Raw genomic sequence first — 19574 nt, 5'->3', positions numbered from 1 at the left:
TTCTTATGAAGCGGGAGCGGCCCAGGCCATTCCCGGATACCCGGTGGAGTCGACTTCTCTGCGTAACCGTCTTATTATTATACCTATCTACTTTGCAGAAAAGACGGTGATTCCACGTGCCATCCCCCTCTCCGTACGGCGTGTATGGCTTCCGCTTCCAGGATACGCCTGCCGATGCGTTCTACCAGCTTTTTGCAGTCGGATACGAAAAACAATCCGGTCCCTCCTACTCCTGGGATGGGGAACAGCGCTCGGACGGCCCGCTGCTGCTCCTGCAGTATACGGTGAGCGGACACGGGTACCTTGATATCGCCGGACGCGAATACCGTATCGATCCGGGGCGGGCTTTCCTCGTCGAAATCCCTTCGAAGCACCGCTACTACGCTTCTCCGCAGGGAGAACCGTGGGAGTTCTATTTTGTGCTGTTCCGGCCTTACGGGCTCGCAGCGCATTGGAAGCGCATCGTCGCCGCTGCAGGGCCCGCGGCCGCCATCCCGCCGGACAACCCGGTCGTCCACCTCCTGCAGGATACGTACCATGCGGCGGCCCGCGGGAGAATCACGGACGGTTACCTCGCCTCTTCCCTTGTCTACCGGTTGGTGATGGAGCTGCTGCGCTTCTGTACGGCACGCCGCCGGGAGAAGGAGTACTGGCCTCCCGCCATCCGGTCGGCTGCGCTGCAGCTCGAACAGCGCTATGCGGACCTGCCCGGCATGGAAGAGATCGCGGCTGGGGCGGGGATGTCCACCTCGCATTTTACCCGCTCGTTCCGCCGGGCCACCGGGTATACCCCAATCGAATATGTGACCAAACTCCGCATCGAAGCGTCCTTCGATCTGCTGCGCCGCACCCCGCTGCCCGTCGAAGAGGTGGCCAAGGCCGTCGGATACTCCGGAGGGAGCTACTTCTCGCGCGTATTCCGCGAGTGGGTCGGCTTCTCGCCGGGCGATTTCCGCTCGGGCCGGGAAGTAACGGCGCTGGAGCACGTGACGTTCGACTAACAGCAGGTAGTTAGCAGGAGCCAGGCGCCCGAGCTAAGCAAAAAAGTGCATAAGAGATCAAAACATTGTCGTGGAAGCATACCGTTGCTCTCTTCTATGCTATAGGTGCAGAGCAAAAAAAGACGAGAGGACGTAACCAATGATGAAGCACCATCTCTATGCACCCACGCCGCCGATGGGCTGGAACTCCTGGGACTGCTACGGGGCCAGCGTGACGGAGGAAGAAGTCAGAGGCAACGCGGACTATATGGCTGAGCACTTAAAGCCGTACGGCTGGGAATACGTTGTGGTGGATATCCAGTGGTACGAGCCGGGAGCGAATTCCTCGAGGTACCGCCCCTTCGTTCCCTTGGAAACCGATGAATACTCCAGGCTGATGCCTGCCGTGAACCGGTTCCCTTCTTCTGCTGGAGGCCAGGGCTTCAAGCCGCTGGCAGATTATGTGCACAGCCTCGGCCTGAAGTTCGGCATCCATATCATGCGGGGCATCCCCCGGCAGGCGGTTCACGCGGCATCGCCGATCTTGGGCTCCAAGGCGACCGCACGGGATATCGCGCATCCGAACTCGATCTGTCCGTGGAATACGGACATGTACGGCGTGGATGCGTCGCACGAGGCCGCGCAGGCCTACTACGACTCCCTGTTCCGGCTGTATGCCGAATGGGGCGTGGACTACGTCAAGGTCGACGATATCGCCGCCTCCCGGCTGTACGGCATTCACCTGCCGGAGATTGAACTGATCCGCCGGGCGATCGACAGCTGCGGCCGCGACATGGTGCTCAGCCTCTCCCCCGGGCCGGCTCCGGTAGAGCATGCTAGCGAACTCGCAGAGCTGGCCAACCTGTGGCGCATGACCGACGACTACTGGGATCTGTGGAGCCTGCTGCTCGACATGTTCGACCGCTGCGAGCAGTGGTACGGCCATGTGGCACCCGGCCGGTGGCCCGACTGCGACATGCTGCCGCTCGGCCATATCGGCATCCGCTCCGTCGACGGGGGCGCCGCCGACCGCTGGACCCGCTTCACCCGGGATGAGCAGCAGACGATGATGACGCTCTGGTCGGTGTTCCGCTCCCCCCTCATGTTCGGCGGCGAGCTGCGGGACAACGATGAGTGGACCTTGTCGCTGCTCACGAACCGCGAAGTGCTGGAGGCCCACCGTTATGGCGAACACATCCGTCCCGTGTCGCGGGAGGAAGGCCGGATCGTCTGGACGAGCGTCGACAGCCGTACGGGCAATGTGTATGCCGCCCTGTTCAATACGGCGGATAGCGCTCAGACCGTATCCGCTTCGTGGGAAGCGCTCGGCCTGAGCGGAACTCGCCGGGTGCGGGAGCTCTGGTCCGGGGCAGATCTCGGCGAAGCGGCGGAGCGCATCAGCCTCGAAGTGCCGCCGCACGGCTCCGTGCTGCTGAAGCTGGCGGAGTAAGAGAGCGCGGGAGCATGGAGCAGGGCCTCAAGGCTAGCTGGAGGCGGATCGTGGGGAGGCATCCCGGGCGCCGGGCATGCGGGCTGCGGCAAGATGCGCTGAACGCGGCTTGGCGATAGGTCGGATGAAGCCGTGAATGGGGCTGCTTGCTGCCGCGCTCTCATCCCCGTCTTGTATTCTTCCAGCGGCAGCGGCAGTCCTCAACCCCAAAAAGCCGGATCATCCCTAAGGGAGGATCCGGCTCTTCTGCTTGCTGCTCCCTATTCTTCCTTCAGGGGAGCATCCCATCCTTACTTCTTCGGCGCCTTCGCGTACGCTTCCTTGTACTCCTGGGCCATGGCGTCGCCGCCGGCCTTGCGCCACTTCTCGACCTCGGCCTTCCAGCCGGCCTCGTCGATCTTGCCCATGATATAACGGGTCTGCGCGTCCGTAATCATCTGCTCGAGCTCCTTGCCGCGCTCCGAATACGTCGCGGACTCCAGCGTATGCGCCGGGTTCGTCACGATGAACTTCTCGTTCTCCTTGCCGACCGTCTGGCTCTTGCGGAAGAGATCCGTCTCCTTGCTCGGCTTCGCCACATTATACGCCTCCCCGCGGTGGGGGAGCGTGTCGCGGTACGGCTTGATCTCTTTGGCTGCGGCTGTCGGATCGAGCGGCTGGGTGTAGTCGCCCTTATCCTCCCAGTGGCGGCCTTCGATGCCCTTCACGAGCAGCGTCGCCATCTGAGGGTCCATGAGCTTGTCGACGAAGGCCAGCACCTTCTTCAGCTCCGCCTCGTTCGGCACCGTCGACTTCGGCACCGCCAGGAAGCCCGCGTTGCCCGGTTCGCCCGGCAGGCGGCGGCCGCTTGGCCCTTCGACCGGCGCCACGTCCGTCACCGCCGTCGGCACCACCTTCACGATCTTATCCTGCCAGCTCTGCGTATTGCCGCCGGTGAAGCGGATGCCGGCCCGCCCCGATTCGTACACCTTATCCATCTCGGCGGACTCATACACGGCGAAGTCCTGGTTGATCAGCTTCTCGTCATAGAGCCGTTTGAAGAGCTTCATCGTCTCAAAGTACGGCGTTGTCGTGAAGTCCGGAATGAAGCTGCCGTTCTCCACCAGCCATTTGTTCGGCGCCCCCTGGGATACGGCCAGGCGTGCCAGGGTAGAGTTCACGTCCTGGTTGTATTTTTTTTCGAGCATGAGGCCGAAGGTGTCGTTCTTGCCGTTCTTGTCGGGATCGTTCAGCGTCAGCGCCTTGGCCACGTTATACCAGTCGTCCAGCGTCTTCGGCAGCTGCAGACCGAGAGCGTCGAACCAGTCCTTGCGGTACTGCACCGCAGCCCGCCCCAGATCGCGGAACAGCGGCACGCCGTAGATTTTGCCCCCCACTCCAATGTTGTTGTAATACTGCTCATTCTGCGCCGACAGGTTCTTATAATCCTTAAGGTACGGCCCGATCTCCCAGAAGAGGTCGGACTTCAGCGCGCCTACGATCGTCGGGTTGTAGTTCAGCTTGATGAGCTTCGGAAGCTCCCCGGAGGCGATCATGACGTTGATCTTCTCGTCGTAGGCCGACGTGGGAATCCACTGGATCTGCAGGTCCGTGTTCGTATAGGCTTTGATCGCCTTCTCTACCTCGTTGTCCTTCTGCGGAATCTCGCCGACCTGATTGACGATCAGGGTCAGCGGATAGGGCGTGCCGTCATCCTGCGGCGCCCCCTGGCCTCCCTCTCCCGTACTTTCTCCGCCGCACGCCGACAGAACGCTGGTCAGCAGCACCGTGCTTGCCAAAGCCGCCGTTACTTTTTTCATTATGATCTCCCCCTCAGGATGGAATCCATGATCGACCTTCTCCTATCAGACAAACTCCAGGTCAGACAAAACCCAGGTCATACGAAATCCAGGCGGCTGTCCAAGGAAGCGAGGGACCCGAGGCTGTAGGCCAAAATCAGACCGCCGGGAATGCCTTCACGGGCTCGGAGGATTCGCTCCTCACGCGCAGCAGCTGCCTATATCTGCTCCAGCGCCGTGTATTCAAAATAATCAAAATCCGCCGCACGCCCGGCCGCTGCCGCCGCCTCATCACTTTCGGCGAACAGGCCGATATACGCGCCGACGAAGCTCCCGGCGCTGTCCGGGCTGAGCAGCCGGCCGTCGACCTGCTCCGCGAGCGTCAGCCACTCCTCGGCCTGCTCCGCCACAGCGAACCGCAGCGACTGCCCGTGCGCCTCCGCGAGCAGATAGAGCCTCTGCGCCGAGACCTCCCGGGCCCCAAGCACAAGCTCTTCGCCCGCTTCGCGCCGCACCACACGCACTGCGGCTCCCCCTCCGCTCCCGCTGCCAGCCGGGACGATCTCCACCCGGATCTGATAGTCCGGGCTCTGGTAGAGCACGAGCCCCGCCGCTTCCGAGGCGGCCTCCGGCACGAATTCCACCGCCGTGCGGACCGCGAAGGACATATGCTGCTGCCTGCGGCCCACGAATGCCGGATTGCCGGCTTCCGTGATCTTCTCCTCTTTGAGGCGCAGCCGCAGATACCCCGGCCGCTCCGTCAGGCTCCAGAACTCCCCGCGGGGCGTCCGGATGAAGTTCCAGCCGTCCGCAAGACGCGGGGCGTCGAAGTGGTCGCATGCCGGCAGCGAAGGCCAGCGGTGTTCCGGCAGGTCCGGACGCACGGATTCGAGCTCGACGATGCCCTTGCCCGGATTGACGACCGGCCAGCCGTCTTCCCAATCCATCCGCACGAGGAACGTCTCGCGTCCGAGGTTGCGGTGGGCGCCGCCGTACGGCCGGGAGCCGAGGCAGACCATCCACCACTCGCCGTGCTGGGTCTCCACGATGTCGGCGTGGCCGACATTGGCGACCGGACTCGTGCTGCCGAGATGACGGTGCGTGAGGATCGGATTTCTTTTGCACGATTCGTAAGGTCCGGTGAGGCTCTCGCTCCTCGCGACGGTCACCGAGTGGGTGAACCCGGTCCCCCCCTCGGCGATGAACAGATAGTAGTACCCGTTCACCTTGTAGAGGTGCGGGCCCTCCTGCGCATGAATCTCCTTCAGCGCGCCGTCCCAGAGACTGAACTTCGGGCCTGTGAGCTGATGCGTATTCAGGTCGAGCTCCTGCAGCCAAATCTCCATGTGCTTCGGATAGAGCTGCCCCTCCGGCGGCATCCGGTTGCCGGTATAGTACACCCGGCCGTCGTCGTCGAAGAATAGCGACGGGTCGATGCCCGGCGCGTCCTCTAGCCAGTACGGCTCCGACCACGGGCCCGCCGGGTCCTGCGCGGTCACGTAGAAGTTGCGCCGTACGCTCGTCGCATTCTCCACGAACGTCGTGATCATGTAGAAGATTCCCTCGTGATAACGCAGCGTCGGGGCATAGATGCCGCGGGATACCTGCACGCCGTCGAGATTAAGCTGTGACGGACGGTCCAAGGCATGGCCAAGCTGCCGCCAATTCACGAGATCCCTGCTGTGGAAGATCGGCACGCCCGGGTAATATTCGAATGTGGATGCTGCCATATAATAGTCGTCCCCCACCCGGCAGACCGACGGATCCGGGGACATGCCGGAGAGGATAGGATTGCGGAAGGTGCTTGTGTGAGCCAACGAATTCGTGTTCATGTTCATGCTCCTTTGGGGATCTGATGTACGACGCGGACTGGGCTCGCTGCCCGCCTGAGTGTCCAGACCCTGACCGCCCCCCGCCTACCCCTTCACCGATCCGAGCAGCACTCCTTTGGTAAAGTGCTTCTGCAAGAACGGGTACACAACCAGAATCGGCAGGGTAGCGAAGACAATCACCGCCATGCGGATGGTCAGCGGCTGAATCTGCGCGTCGTCGATATTCGTATCGCCGATGCGGCTCTGGGCGAGAATGACGATCTCGCGCAGCAGCACCTGCACCGGCCATTTGGTATTGTCGTTAATATACAGCACCGCGTTAAAAAACTGGTTCCAATGCGCCACCGCGTAGAACAGCGCCATCGTGGCCAGCGCGGGCATGGACAGCGGCAGCACGATACGGAACAGCACGCCCATGTCACTGCAGCCGTCGATCTTCGCCGAATCCTCCAGGCCGTCCGGGATGCCCTGGAAGAAATTCCGCAGCACAATGAGATTGAAGGCGGAGATCGCGGAGGGGATCATCAGCGACCAGAGCGTATTGGTGAGATGCAGGTTCTTCACCACGAAGTAAGTGGGAATGAGCCCCCCGCTGAACAGCATCGTGAAGAGCACGCCGAGCAGGATCGTCTGCCGGCCCCGCAGGTACGGCTTCGCCAGCGGATAAGCCATGAGCGAGGTGAAGAGCAGATTGATCAGCGTGCCGACCACGGTGATGTAGACCGATACGAGCAGGCTGCGCATCAGCGTATCCGTCGAGAAAATATAGCGGTACGCGGCCAGCGACCACTCCTTGGGGAAGAGGATCAGGCCTCCCCGGGCCACCTCGGCCGGATCCGTGAACGATACGGCAAGCACATACAAGAACGGGATGACGCACAGGATGGCCGTCAGGAGCAGAATCCCGTAGATGCAGAAGTCCAGCAGCCGGTTGCCAAGCGTTTTTTCGTATGCCATCTTCTTCTCTCCTCTCCGGCGCTAATAGACGCCTTCCTGTCCGAATTTCTTCGCGAGCCAGTTGGAACCCAGTACGAGGACCAGCCCCACCAGCGACTTGAACAGACCTACCGCGGCGCTGTAGCTGTACTGGGCCTGCGCCAGGCCTTTGATGTACACGTACGTGTCGAAGACCTCGCCCACCTCGCGGTTGGTCGGTGTCAGCATCAGGAAGATGTGCTCGAAGCCCGAGTCGAGGAAGTTGCCGAGCCGCAGGATGAGCAGAATGATGATCGTGCTGCGGATCGCCGGCAGCGTGATATGCCACAGCTGACGCCAGCGTCCGGCCCCGTCGATCCTCGCCGCCTCATAGAGCTGCAAGTCCACGCCCGCCAGGGCCGCCAGGAAGATGATCGTCCCCCAGCCGACTTCCTTCCACACCGACTGTGCGATAATCATCGTACGGAACCATTCCGGTTCGAGCAGGAACGCGACCTTCTCGCCGAACAGGTAGAACAGCAGCTCGTTGAGCACCCCGTTCTCGGTCGTGAGCAGCATGTAGAAAATCCCGACCACGACGACCCAGGAGACAAAATGCGGAATGTACACCAGCGTCTGCACGAAGCGCTTGAACCGCTCCCGCCGCACTTCATTCATCATCAAGGCGAGCACGATCGGCACCGGAAAGAAGAAGATCAGGTTATACAGCGCCAGCACCACCGTGTTGCGGAACAAGGTCCAGAACTGCGGCTCGGCGAAGAAGCGCCGGAAGTGCTTCAGCCCCACCCAGGGGCTGTCCGCATACCCCAGATGCGGCTTGTAATCCTGGAATGCCATGATCACGCCGTACATCGGTACATACTTGAAGATGATAAAATAGGCGACTCCCGGCAGCAGCATGAAATACAGCCACTTGTCCCGGAGCACATCGCTCAGCCATGCGGCGCGGCTCTTCGGCCGGGCATCCGTCCTGGGTCCGCCGGCGGGCCATGCCGATTCTGCTTTCATAGTCCCGTTCCTCCCTGTGTCCTGTGATGCCCTCATTATCCCGGGAGCGGACATGCCAGGCTATAGCCGGCGTATAACTTCCTGCGGAGAGCAGGAAGAACGGCGGGGGAGGCGGCACTGCTGATGCCGGGCATAACCTTGAGGCAACCCGGTGTGCAGCAGGCAACTCGGCCGGGAGCCGGGGACCGCGCATGCCAAACAGGGGAGAACCGTCCGCCCCCCCCCCTGTGCCGCTATCCTTTGGGATCGATCAGGTCCCGGTACTGCCCCGGCGTCATGCCGAAGCTCTTGCGGAAGGAGCGGATGAAAGCGCTGATGTTCTTGTACTGCAGCTTCTCGCCCACCTCTGAGATCTTAAGTGTGGTGGATTCCAGCAGCACCTTCGCCATATTCATCCGGTATTCCGACAGGTAATCGCTGAACGGCACGCCCATCTCCCGCTTGAATACCCGGCTGAGATAGACCGGATGGAAATTCAGCTCGGCCGCGCAGGACTCCAGCGTAATGTCCCCATCGAACCGGTCGTGGATCATGCTGACCAGCCGGCTCGCGATATTCACGTACTGCGTCTCGCTCTTCTCGGAGAGCAGACGGATGATCGGGGCGAACAAACGGGAGCCGAACCAGATCGAGATTTCCTCGCGGGTCCTCAGTCTCATGAGCCGGTCGACCGCGCCGTCTCCTTCGAGCACCTTGCGCAGCGGCACGCCCTGATCCTGCACGAGGTGAAGCAGGCGCGACATGAGCTGAAGCAGCAGCAGATGGTGCTCGTGCGCGAAGCTCTCCTTGTGCAGCACCGCTGTGAGGTACTGTCCGAAGATCTCGCCCGCCCGCTCCTGCTGCATCTCGCGCAGGGCTTGGACGAGCTGCTCCTCGAGTACCTTGAGATGGGCGTAGACCGCCGTCTCGCTCTCCCCGTACCGGGCGATATCGTCGTACCGCACGATGATGTCCGGGCCGAGCGAGATCCGGCACTTCAAGGCGGCCAGGCTCTCGCCGTACGCCTGCACGGTCCCGGACAGCTCCGTGAACGGCTGCGAGATGCCGATGCTGACCTGCAGCTGCAGCACCCGTTCGACATTCGCGCGGAGAAGCTCCGCCGTGCGGTAGAACTCCTCCTGGATCTCCTCCGGTTCCTCGGCCCGGGAAGCCAGCAGGGTCACCTGGGTCCCATCGAGCAGAATCGGGGAGAACCGGCTGGAGGCGGGGAGCAGCTCGCCGGCGATATTGCTCACGGCGAACAGGAGCAGCTCGCGGTCCTCTTCCCCGAACCGGGTCTCCTGCAGGTTGTCGATGGCGAGCGTCAGCACGCCGAGCCCCTTCCACCCTTGGGGGAACCCGTACATCTGCGACCGGTAGGCGATATCCGTATCCGAGATCTGGCCCGTGAACAGCTTCAGCACGAAGAATTCCTTGAGGTGGCCCGCCTGCCCTTCCATCCGCTCCTCGAGCCGGGACCGCGAGACCGCCAGCGACTGCAGGCTCTCCCGGATATAGGCCAGCTCGTCCCCCCCTTCGCCGGAAGCGGTCTGCCTCTCGGGCGTCAACCCTTGCGAATATTCAAGCAGGCTGCGGATCGGCGAATACATACGCCGGGAACCGAAGTAAGCGAAGATCAGGACGAGGAGTAGAATCAGCCCGCAGGCGGCGCCGGTGAAGAGCGCGATCTTCTTCGGCTCCTTCGTTATCTCGCCCCGGGATACAAGCGACACATACGTCCAGCCGTTGTACGCCGAAGTCCGGTAGAGGACGCTGACCTCCTCGCCGCCCGCCTTCGCATTGAAGGACCCCATCTTGCCTTGGGGGTTCGCCGGGAGGCCGGTAATCGTACGGTTGATCTCCCCGAGGGCTGTCTGCTCCTCCTCCGACGCCAGGAACGCATGGCCGCTCGCATCCAGAACGTAGTTGCTGCTGAGCCGGTTCTTCGGGGCGAGCAGACCCTGGAGGTCGTCCTTCCCCAGATGGACGACGAGCAGCCCTTTGGGGGCCGCGGACCGGGGCAGCAGCGGGATCTTGTGCACGAGCGTCACCGACTCGGTCGTGGCGGCTACCGATTCGACCCCCGGCGATACGCCTGCGCCTGAGACGGGCACCGGCCGGCCGCGTGTGCTCCAGAAGATGCTCGACGGATGCATCGCGTAGGCGGCGAACTCCCTGCGGTTCTCCATGACACTCAGCTTATAGAGCATCCCCAGGCTGACAGCCCAATCGCGGTCGATGTTCACGAGATAAGCCTGCTTGACCACCGCCTCCGTCTGCAGATGGGACAGCTCAGCCGACAGTTCGCGCACTTCCGCGAACTCGCCGGGCGTCAGCGTTTCGTTCATGGCGGCTTTGACCCGGCTCGACGACACGAACTGGGTAGCCGACATTTCGAGCGACTTCAGCGTCTGCTCCACCCGCATCTGGGTTTGCAGCAGGAGCTGCATGTTCCCCTCGCTTACTTTCTTCTCGATATCGCCTGCGGCGATCGAGTAGGAGACAATGCCGATGAATACGGTCGGCAGCGCACCGAGGATCAGACTGAATGCCAGAAGCCGAAGCAAATATCTCCGCATATTCCTCTCTCCTTCTTCCCGGAAGGGCCGGCTTCTCTTCTGTCTGTCGCACCGGTGCCTGTTCTGCCGTCCTGCCCTGCTTGCAGTATATGATCCATCCAGTATCTCCCAAGGGCCAATCCTCTTTCAAGAGAAAAAATAGAGCGCTTTCTTCACAAAACAGACTCTTTGGCCGCAGGCCGCAGGATAAGACAAGGACCGGAGGGGGGCCCCGGTCCCTGCTCTCTTGTTATGGAAGCGGATCAGCCGCCCTGCCTGTGATGCGTAAGCAGTACAGCCGCCGGTCCGGAAGGCTCCCTTCGGATGAGGGGCCTCTCCCCGGCCCGGCGGCTCCCTGCCGTCTATACCCCTTCGATACGGAACCAAGGGAAGTCGGCGTGTCCCCCGTCCCCGCCGAGGCAGAACAAGCCGAGCTTCGCGCCGACCCAGCCGCCCGGCACGGCTTCGAACGGCTCGCCGATGCGCTCGTATGCCGTGCCGTCGAGGCTGTACTCGAAGGTGCATACGGCTTCCAGCACGATCTTCACCCGCAGGTAGACTGTGCGTACGGAGTCCGCAAGCGCCACGGCCGCCGTCTCCGCTTCCGCAGAAGACTCCTTGCTGCCTTTGCCTGCGGTGAAGACGAGCTCGGTCTGCCCTTCCCTGCAGCGCAGGGCGGCATAGCGGTACTCGTGCCCGAACACCGTCAAGCCGGCCAGCGTCTCGCCGGAGCCCGGCGTCAGTGTCAGCGCGGTCGCAGCGGTCAGCTCAGGGGCCGGGAGCTTCTGGCAGAGCACGTTCGGCGCATCGTAGAATGTCGACGCCCCTTCCGGCAGCGCCCGGGCGAACAGCCGCAGATGGCCGGGGTGCTCCGTGAGCGAATGCCAGCCCGCTTCGCGGTTACCCTGCCACTGCCACTGCAGGCCGAGCTCCGGCTTCTCGAACTCGTCGCCCGTCTCTGGCACGGCCGGCGGATAGTCCCGGCCGACATCCGGCTTCTGGTGGATGAGCACCGGCTCGCCGATCCCGTCGCCGTTCGTGTCGATGCCCATCACCGGCCAGTCGTTCTCCCAGGCCATCGGCTGCAGGTGGACGATACGCCCGTAGGCTTCCCGGTCCTGGAAGTGGAGGAACCACGATTCACCGGATTCCAGCTCGACATAGCCGCCCTGGTGCGGCCCGTTCACGATGCTGTCCCCCTGGTGCAGGACGATCTTCTCCTCGTAAGGTCCAAAGACCGAACGCGAGCGCAGAATCGTCTGCCATCCTACGGATACGCCGCCCGCCGGGGCGAAGATATAATAATAGCCATTACGCTTATAGAACTTCGGCCCCTCAATCGTCGGGTGACGCTCCGTGCCGTCGAATACCATCACGCCTTCGTCCAGCAGCGAGGTGCCGTCCGGGCTCATCCGGCACACCTGCAGCCTGCTCTTGATGCCGCAGCGGCTCTTCGCGAAGGCGTGCACGAGGTACGCCTGTCCGTCTTCATCCCAGAGCGGGCAGGTGTCGATGATCCCCTGGGCTTCCTTCACCAGGTGCAGGGGCGACCAGGGCCCTGCCGGGTTCTCCGCATTCGTCATATAGACCCCTTCGTCCGGGAAGCCGACGTAGATCCAGTACTTGCCGTCATGGTACCGCAGGCTCGGGGCCCATACGCCGTCCCCGTGACGGACCTTGCCGTCGAAGCCGGCCGGCAGCCGGTCCACCGCGTGGGTGAGGATCGTCCAGTTGACGAGATCCTTCGAGTGCAGGATCGGCAGGCCGGGCGTACTGACGAAGCTCGAAGCGGTCATATAGAAATCATCGCCTACGCGGATAACATCGGGATCGGAATAATCGGCATACAGGACCGGATTGCGGTACTGCCCGCTGCCGAGGTCCGCATACCAGACGGGTTGAGCTTGAGAAGACGTATTCATGACCTTGATAAGCCCCTTTCATTGGCCGGATGGATGATTGGATTCCGATTGGAATGTGTCGTGGATCCTGCTGCTGGTTGTCTATGGATATCTTTTATCTTTCATTCTAAGGCAAATATCCGTTCACTTCTACCTGCTTTCATGCCTCCAGGGCCCCAAACTTGAATATCCTTGCTCCCCTGCCGACACCGAAGCCTACGGTGTTCCTTGAGAGACAGCAGCAGGTATGAAACCGTTGCGAAGAGGAAGAAGGGGCTCTGCGCGTTACACTTTCGGTGAATGTCAAAAGAAAAGCTTATCCCCCGCACAACGTTCTATGCGGAGGATAAGCCTGCATCTTACCGTCATACTCTCCTACGGATTCTTCACCGTTACTTTGACGGACGCCTCCGTCCGATTGCCCGCCCGGTCCTCCGCCGTATAGGTGATCGTATAGACACGGCTGCGGTACCGTTCGGCCCGGAGCAGGAAGTCGGTATCCTTCGTGCCAAAGGCCGCCTCCCGGATGTCGCCCGGTTGGTCGCCGGCGCCGAGTCCTTTGTCCCCTTCGCTGCTCGTAATGGATTTCAGTACGACAGATGCGATCCCCGATCCCGTATCGGTGCTCTTGACGGTCACATGAACCGGGATCAGCTTGTGGTTCGGCGGCCACAGGACCGGCTTGTCGACCGTCAAGTTCAGCGCCGGAGCCTTCTTGTCAATGACGGAAACGACCGCCTTGGCCGAGCCCTTATTGCCGGCCGCATCGACGAAGGTGAACGTGAAGGAACCGTTATCCTGGAAGACGCGGGTCAGCGACCCGTTGTTGTTCGTCACGGTGACCGGCTCGCTCGGTACGAGGGTCGCCGTCACGCTGCCGTTCGTCGGCCCGTACGCACTGTACGTTACGGTGGCCGTCGGCGGCTCGCGGTCGATCACCGCTTCCGCCTCGAACCGGACGAGGTACGTACGCACCGTACCGTCCTGGGCCGTGACCTTCACCGACGCGGTCCCCGGAAGCGCAGCCGCCTGGGTTACGGCTGCTGCCGAGCTTGCGGCATAGACGGCTGCAGTGACGGTTGGTGCCGTCCCTGTACCGGCCGGCAGCAAGACGCCGTATTCCGTCACGTCCGGCCGGAAGCCGGGTACGGTGACGCCGTCCGCCGCCAGGGACGAGAGCAGGGCGCTGCCGTCCAGCAGCGGGGTACGCTTCAACGGGTTCCAGCCGTCGCTGCCGCCGATCACGGCCTCCGGCGTCAAGGCTTCCGCTTCCGGCACGGTCAGCTGCTTCGACCAGCGGTAGCGGTCCTGCGGCTTCGCTCCAGGCCCGTAGCTGCCGTATTCGTTATAGCTTGCCGTGAGCTCATTAGCGCTGTTCCCCCAGTTGTCCCAGCCAGTAGGCCGGATATGGTCGTCCATGCACGTGTTCACGTAGCTTACCTTGGCATAAGGTCTCCAAGGACGGCCGAGCGCGACCGTGCCGGCGAGCCCCGGCTCCGCCGTCAGACGGCTGTTCAGGAAGAGATAGCCGCTCTTACCTTCGGGCGTGGAAGCTGCCGTGACGTACCCTCCGGCGAAGCTGTGGATAACGCAGTTCTCGAAGACGAGGGACGAGGAGCCGAAGATATAGTCCACGGTCCCTTCGATCCGGCTGTCGGCGAATACCTGCCGTCCGTCATTGGCATAGAACGTATCCTGGTAGCCGGTCAGCGTCACATTCCGGAAGAACATCCGGTCGCCCTTCGTATACAGCGCTACCGCCTGCCCGGCGAACTGCCCGGCGTCGTTGGCGATCGTCAGGTTCTCTGCGCTGAAGTCGTTCGCAAGGATGGTGAACGAGGCGCTGCCGGAGGTACCGAGCTCGCGTCCGGCAGCGTCCAGCGTCTTGGCGCTGTCGCCATAGATGAGCACGGTTCCTTCGCGGCTCCCGCCGATCATGCGGATCTTGGTCTTGGCCGCCGGGATGTTCAGCTTCTCCCGGTACACCCCGTCTTTGATCTGGATTACGGTCGTTCCCGCGCCGTTGTCCGGTACGGCGTTGATCGCATCCTGCACTCTGGTATACATGCCGCTACCATCCGCCGCCACGGTCAGAACCGGCGCCGGCGTCTCCTGCACGGGAGCGGACGAGCCGCTCTCCCCGGCCGCATTCACGGCCGTGACGAGATAGTAATAGGTCCGCCCGTTGACGAGGCCGGTATCCCGATAAGCGGTGCCTTCCACCCGGGCGGCAACCGTCTCGTACCCGCCCGCCGGGCTCTCGCTCCGCTTGACCGCATAAGCTTCCGCTCCGGCCGCCACGGTCCAGAACAGCGCGGTCTCCCCGTCGCCCGGCTCCGCCCGCATGCCCTGCGGCACGGCCGGCGCACCGTCTGCGGAGGATGCCCTCACTGCCGCCGGATCCGAGGCCAGAGAACGGCTCTCGCCGCTGCGCGCGGTGACTGTGTAGTAATATGGCGTGCCTTCGGGAAGCCCGGTCTCTGCATAAGCAAGCTCTGCCGTAGTCGCTACGGCTTCATACGGACCCTCCAGCGATGCCGCCCGCTTCACTTCGTAGGAGGAAGCGCCCTCTACGGCGTCCCAGCTCAGCCGGATGCGGCCCGCTCCGGCTGTCCCCTTCACGGCAGGCGTCCCGAGAGCCGCCTCGGGCCGGACCGGTACCGCCGGGGCATCCGGGCCTTCGCCGCCGACGCTCGAGGCCGACACGGTGTAATAGTACACCGTCCCGTTGGTCAGTGCCCCGTCGCGGAAGGAGGTACCCAGCACCTTGGCCGCTATGGCCGTGAACGGCCCTGCGGCGCTTGCGCTGCGCTTCACCGTGTAGTGGGAAGCGCCCGCCGCCGGCTGCCAGGACAGATCGGCCTGCGTGCTGCGGGCCTGCGCTGTCAGCCCGGCCGGCGCCGCCGGCTTCACGGCCGCTTCCGACGGCGTCACGGTGACCGTAGACGACGGACCGCTCTCGCCCGAAGGGCCGGAGGCCGTTACGACATAATAATAGGTCGTGCCGTTCGTAACGCCCTCATCGATATACCCGGTACCCGTCACCTCTGCTGCCACGACAGCGTAAGGCCCGCCGCTCGCCTCAGCGCGCTTCACCGTGTAGGAAGCCGCGCCTGCCGTCACCGTCCAGCTCAACTGCACTTTGCCGTTGCCCGGCACGGCCGTGACGCCCTGCGGTGTGGCGACAGGCTCCACATACACCTTGAGGTTGTCGTAGTACATCGTCCCCTTGCCTGTCCCCGGCGTCTTCGCCAGGATGCGTCCGATCCCGGCCGCGGACACGTCGGCCTGGAAGTCTACGCCCAGCGCGGCAGGAGCCTCGTCGATATAAATATCCGCCTTCTGTGCGGGCACATTCGCCACGATCTTCAGATGGTACCAGCGGTTGTTCACCGGGGGCTCGCTCAGTTTATAGTCCGCGCCGAGCTTCTTGTAGATGAACGTATTCGTCGATTCGGCTGCCGGCTGGGTCGGTTTGCGCAGCTCGACGGACAGCGGCGTCTTCGTCCCCGCCTCATCCTGCAGCTGGAGCACGATCGATGTACCCGGCCATGCCGCGGAAGTCACATCCGTCTCAATGACGACAGCGCCCGTCTGCGGCGCGAACTTGCGGACGAACTGGGTATTGCCCGCCGCGTTGTCGTAGACGATCATCGCCGCCGAGGTGGCGTTGCCCGTCGTGCCTGCAGGCATGGGTACGGCTCCCACCTTATGGTCCGCATCCTGCGGATCCGGTGTAACCGTGTAGCCTGCCGGCAGCGTTCCTTCCGCCAGTCCTTCGTAGCTGTCGTTCACCAGATACACCGTGCCCGTGCTTCCGGACGGCTCCACGCTGACTTCGGCGGAGCTGAAGCTCTCGCCCTGCGCGTTCACTGCGGTCACTACGTAGTAATAGGTGAGCCCCGCGCTCAGACCCGTATCCGTGAAGCTTGGCTGGGTTAACCCCTGCGCCACAGCGGAGTAAGGGCCGCCCGGCAGCTCGCTGCGCTTCACGGTATAGCTCTGCGCCGTGGTGACGGGACTCCAGCTCAGGACCGCCTGCTTCACCCCTGCCGTGGCCTGCACCTCTTGGGGAGCGGCCGGATAATCCGCCGGCAGCGGACGTAGGGCTGCCCCGGAGAAGAGCGAAGTATTGTACTTCTGGATGTCGTCATCGGCATCGGCGGCATCCGCCGCCAGCCCGAAGTACGCCGTCTCCCCCATCGGGATCGAGGCCGTGCCCGCCACCGTCCAATCCACCCCGCTCTTTGATACCAGGGTCGTGAACTGGCTTCCGAGACGGACCGCCTTCACCCAATACGGCACCGAGATGAACTCGTCCGGTTCCATCTTCGCCGCCTGGCCGCCTTCCGCCGTACGGGTCAGGGTGACGCCCTTACGGCCATTCTTGACATAGGGAATGAGCAGGGCCGCCATACGGGAGGATGCGGTGAGATTCTCGCGGATCATCACGCCCGCTTCCGCTCCGTCGTCAGTCCCCGTTACCTTCTCGATCCGGGCGACGATCTCCCCGTTGCCCGTCAGCGGCTGATAGGCGAAGTGGAACGCGTCCGCCCTCCCGCCCATCGCTCCGGCAGCCTTCACGGTCACCTCTGCGGGCGAAGCTCCAAGCTGCGTATGCCCGGCGATGCCCGGCGTACCGATATCCTTCGCTTCCCACGGTGCGGTGCTGCCGCTCGTGTTCACATGAACGGTGACGCGGTTGGACTGAACCGAGGTCCCCGTGTTATCGACCGCCCTGACGGTCAAGTCGTGGGTTCCGTCTGTCACCTTCGTCCAGGTCAGCGAGTAAGGGGCCGCCGTGTCTTCGCCAAGCAGCACATCGCCGAGATAGAACTGCACCTTGGCCACCGTGCCGTCCGGATCGGAAGCCTCCGCCTGCACGGTGACATCCGAGCCGGCTTCCACGATCGTATGATGGGCCGGCGCCGTGATCGCAGCGGCCGGGTTCGCCGAACCGTTGCCAGATATCCCGTTCAGGTAAACCTCCAGGTTCGTGTACCCTTCGGCGTTCAACAAGCTGCCATCCGCCGCCTCGGCTGGATTCAGCCCATGCTGCGACTCCCAGCTGTCCGGCATCCCGTCATGATCCCCGTCCGCCAGAGGCGCCGCCGCCTGCTCGAACTCCAGATAGCCGCCGACCTCCTTCTGGGAATTGATGTGCTCTCCCGTCCGGTTCTTGACGTCGCTGATGACCCGCGCGTCGACCGCATCCCGGCGCGGCAGTACGGCGCCGGCGCCGGCCAGCACGCTGGCGTACGCTTCCTCGGCGGTCTGCAGCTGTACCGGCCACGCCATCGCCACAGGCTCGGCGAGCTTCGCCTCAGGGCTGGCGAGCGCGCCCACACCCTTCCAGTTGTCCGCGGTTACTTCCGGATTGCCGTCCATGTAGTTCCCGCCGATGTACATCCGCGAGTCTGCCAATACCTCGACGAAGACCATGCTGCGCGCATTCTTATACGTGCTGGGCCCATATTTGTAATAGTTGTTCCGGAGGTTAAAATTGCCCTGCCCGCCGCCGTAAGAGGAGAAGAATCCCCAGTCATAAATGACGTTGTTGTACGCATCCGTCTTGTCTGCCGCGGAAGTGGCGGCCAGCCGCGGATTCCGGGATACGTTGTGGGCAACAAGGTTATGATGGAACGTCGCGTTCCGGCCTCCCCAGATCCCCCCGTAGCCGTGACGCCCCTTGACGTGCGTCGTCATCAGCATGCTCTCCGACATGATCGACCACTGCACGGTCGTATTCTCGTTCTCGTACATGCTCATGACTTCGTCGACCGACCAAGAGAAGGAGCAGTGGTCGATGATGATGTTCTTGTGATACCGGCCTCCGAACGCGTCATCCTCGCTCATCGACCGGTCCCCGAGCCGGAACCGCAGATAACGGACGATGAGATTGTCCCCGTCGATCGAGGTCGTATAGTCCGCGACCGTGATGCCTTCCCCCGGTGCTGTCTGGCCGGCGATCGTCAGATTCGATCCCGTGATCTTCAGCGGGGACAGCAGATGGATCGTGCCGCCGACCTTGAAGACGACGGTCCGGTTGCTTCCGGACACCGCTTCCCGGAGCGAACCTGGCCCCGAATCGGCCAAGGTCGTCACTTCATAGACCGCGCCTCCCCTGCCGCCTGTGGTGTATTTGCCTCCGCCTTCCGCTCCCGGAAAGGCGGGCACGCCCGTTCCCGTCGTCTCGGCCGAAGCCGCTGCGGGCAGCATGCTTCCCAGCATGGCCATAATGAGTACGGATGCCACTGTCTTTTTCACAAACTTACCTCCCTTATCGATGTGTTCCTTCTACGCGGTGCCCCTGTTCCATGCCCCGCTCTCGGCAAACGGTCACCGGTACGGCCTGTTAGGTACGGCACATTGCCCGGGAACGCCCCGTCTCCAGGGACGCCGCCCTTCCCGCCTTCCCGTAAGGAACCGAAGGTATCGTGCCGCCGATATGCCAAGTGCCGCCGCTTCCCTGGCTTTCCCCATTATGGAAGGAGGCCTCGTGGCAGGCTACGGATTCCGGATAACCTCTTGACGATCCGGGGCGCCAGGGCCTGCTGCACCGCACTTGAGCAGCTTGCATGTGCTCCCTAGGCCCTGCATCCGGTTGCCCCCGGCACACTCGGTTGTCTGCGGCATATTCCTCGTCCGGACGCAAAAAAAGAAGCCGCAGCCCTTGGCCGCAAGCTTCAAGTTGAAAATAAGTCTCCGGTTCATATAGGTCCAGTCGAAAATGGATCTCCGGTTTGAAACGGAGCCTCCACGGATCAGTATCCGACTTCCACCGATGCAATGACGACATAAGCCAGATCGTTGACATCGTCCTTCTCGGGCAGGACGACACCGGTACCGGTCAGCATCCCGCCGTCCTGCACCTCGAAGGTCACCTCGCCGTAAGGCAGCTCGGCCCGGACCGTCTCCAGGTCCAGCTTCTCTTTGTCGGCAGGCACCGCCAGCTTCACGTTCACCTTCATATTGTGCAGGCTGCCCTCCGGCAGCACCGAGCGAAGCCCCGGCATCGAGTTATGGTGGATCGCGTTCTGTACCGCGCGCACCGCCGCCTTCGTCACATTCTGGCCGTGCAGGTCGATGCCCATGCCGATTTCGATAAACATGATTTTGTTCATAGTTCCAGCTCCCTAGGGTTAGATTATG

10 protein-coding genes are annotated in these 19574 nt (G+C 62.8%); 2 read left to right on the top strand and 8 right to left on the bottom strand.

What is annotated here, in order from left to right:
* Positions 1 to 116 precede the first annotated feature (116 nt).
* Positions 117 to 1001 carry an AraC family transcriptional regulator gene (locus tag O9H32_RS03710; RefSeq protein ID WP_269864470.1) on the top strand — a complete coding sequence of 295 codons (885 nt, stop codon included), beginning with the start codon at positions 117 to 119 and terminating at the stop codon, positions 999 to 1001.
* A 142-nt stretch (positions 1002 to 1143) separates the two neighbouring features.
* A complete protein-coding gene (locus tag O9H32_RS03705; protein ID WP_269864890.1) occupies positions 1144 to 2430 on the top strand; it encodes a glycoside hydrolase family 27 protein in 1287 nt (428 codons plus the stop codon).
* A 290-nt stretch (positions 2431 to 2720) separates the two neighbouring features.
* Here O9H32_RS03705 and O9H32_RS03700 read toward each other — a convergent pair whose 3' ends face one another.
* The 8 genes from O9H32_RS03700 to O9H32_RS03665 form a co-directional block, all read right to left on the bottom strand.
* Positions 2721 to 4229 carry an extracellular solute-binding protein gene (locus tag O9H32_RS03700; protein WP_269864469.1) on the bottom strand — a complete coding sequence of 503 codons (1509 nt, stop codon included), beginning with the start codon at positions 4227 to 4229 and terminating at the stop codon, positions 2721 to 2723.
* Between the two features lie 197 nt (positions 4230 to 4426).
* The gene (locus tag O9H32_RS03695; protein WP_406627251.1) at positions 4427 to 6046 is read right to left on the bottom strand and encodes a glycoside hydrolase family 43 protein; all 1620 of its coding nucleotides are present in this window, start codon (positions 6044 to 6046) and stop codon (positions 4427 to 4429) included.
* Positions 6047 to 6124: 78 nt separating this feature from the next.
* On the bottom strand, positions 6125 to 6997 hold the full coding sequence (locus O9H32_RS03690) for a carbohydrate ABC transporter permease (protein ID WP_269864467.1): 873 nt from the start codon (positions 6995 to 6997) through the stop codon (positions 6125 to 6127).
* 21 nt (positions 6998 to 7018) lie between these two features.
* On the bottom strand, positions 7019 to 7984 hold the full coding sequence (locus O9H32_RS03685; protein WP_269864466.1) for an ABC transporter permease: 966 nt from the start codon (positions 7982 to 7984) through the stop codon (positions 7019 to 7021).
* Between the two features lie 233 nt (positions 7985 to 8217).
* Complete coding sequence (locus tag O9H32_RS03680) at positions 8218 to 10542, bottom strand: AraC family transcriptional regulator (protein ID WP_269864465.1); 2325 nt, start codon at positions 10540 to 10542, stop codon at positions 8218 to 8220.
* Between the two features lie 341 nt (positions 10543 to 10883).
* Complete coding sequence (locus O9H32_RS03675) at positions 10884 to 12443, bottom strand: glycoside hydrolase family 43 protein (RefSeq protein ID WP_269864464.1); 1560 nt, start codon at positions 12441 to 12443, stop codon at positions 10884 to 10886.
* A gap of 354 nt (positions 12444 to 12797) precedes the next feature.
* Positions 12798 to 18689, bottom strand: coding sequence for a pectinesterase family protein (locus O9H32_RS03670; RefSeq protein ID WP_269864463.1), 5892 nt, complete (start codon positions 18687 to 18689; stop codon positions 12798 to 12800).
* 497 nt (positions 18690 to 19186) lie between these two features.
* Complete coding sequence (locus tag O9H32_RS03665; protein WP_269864462.1) at positions 19187 to 19546, bottom strand: Lin0512 family protein; 360 nt, start codon at positions 19544 to 19546, stop codon at positions 19187 to 19189.
* Positions 19547 to 19574 lie beyond the last annotated feature (28 nt).

The organism is Paenibacillus caseinilyticus (genome assembly GCF_027533645.1).
GTDB lineage: Bacteria > Bacillota > Bacilli > Paenibacillales > NBRC-103111 > Paenibacillus_G > Paenibacillus_G caseinilyticus.
Note: the sequence above shows the minus strand (reverse complement) of the source record. Positions and strands in the feature narration are given on the sequence as shown.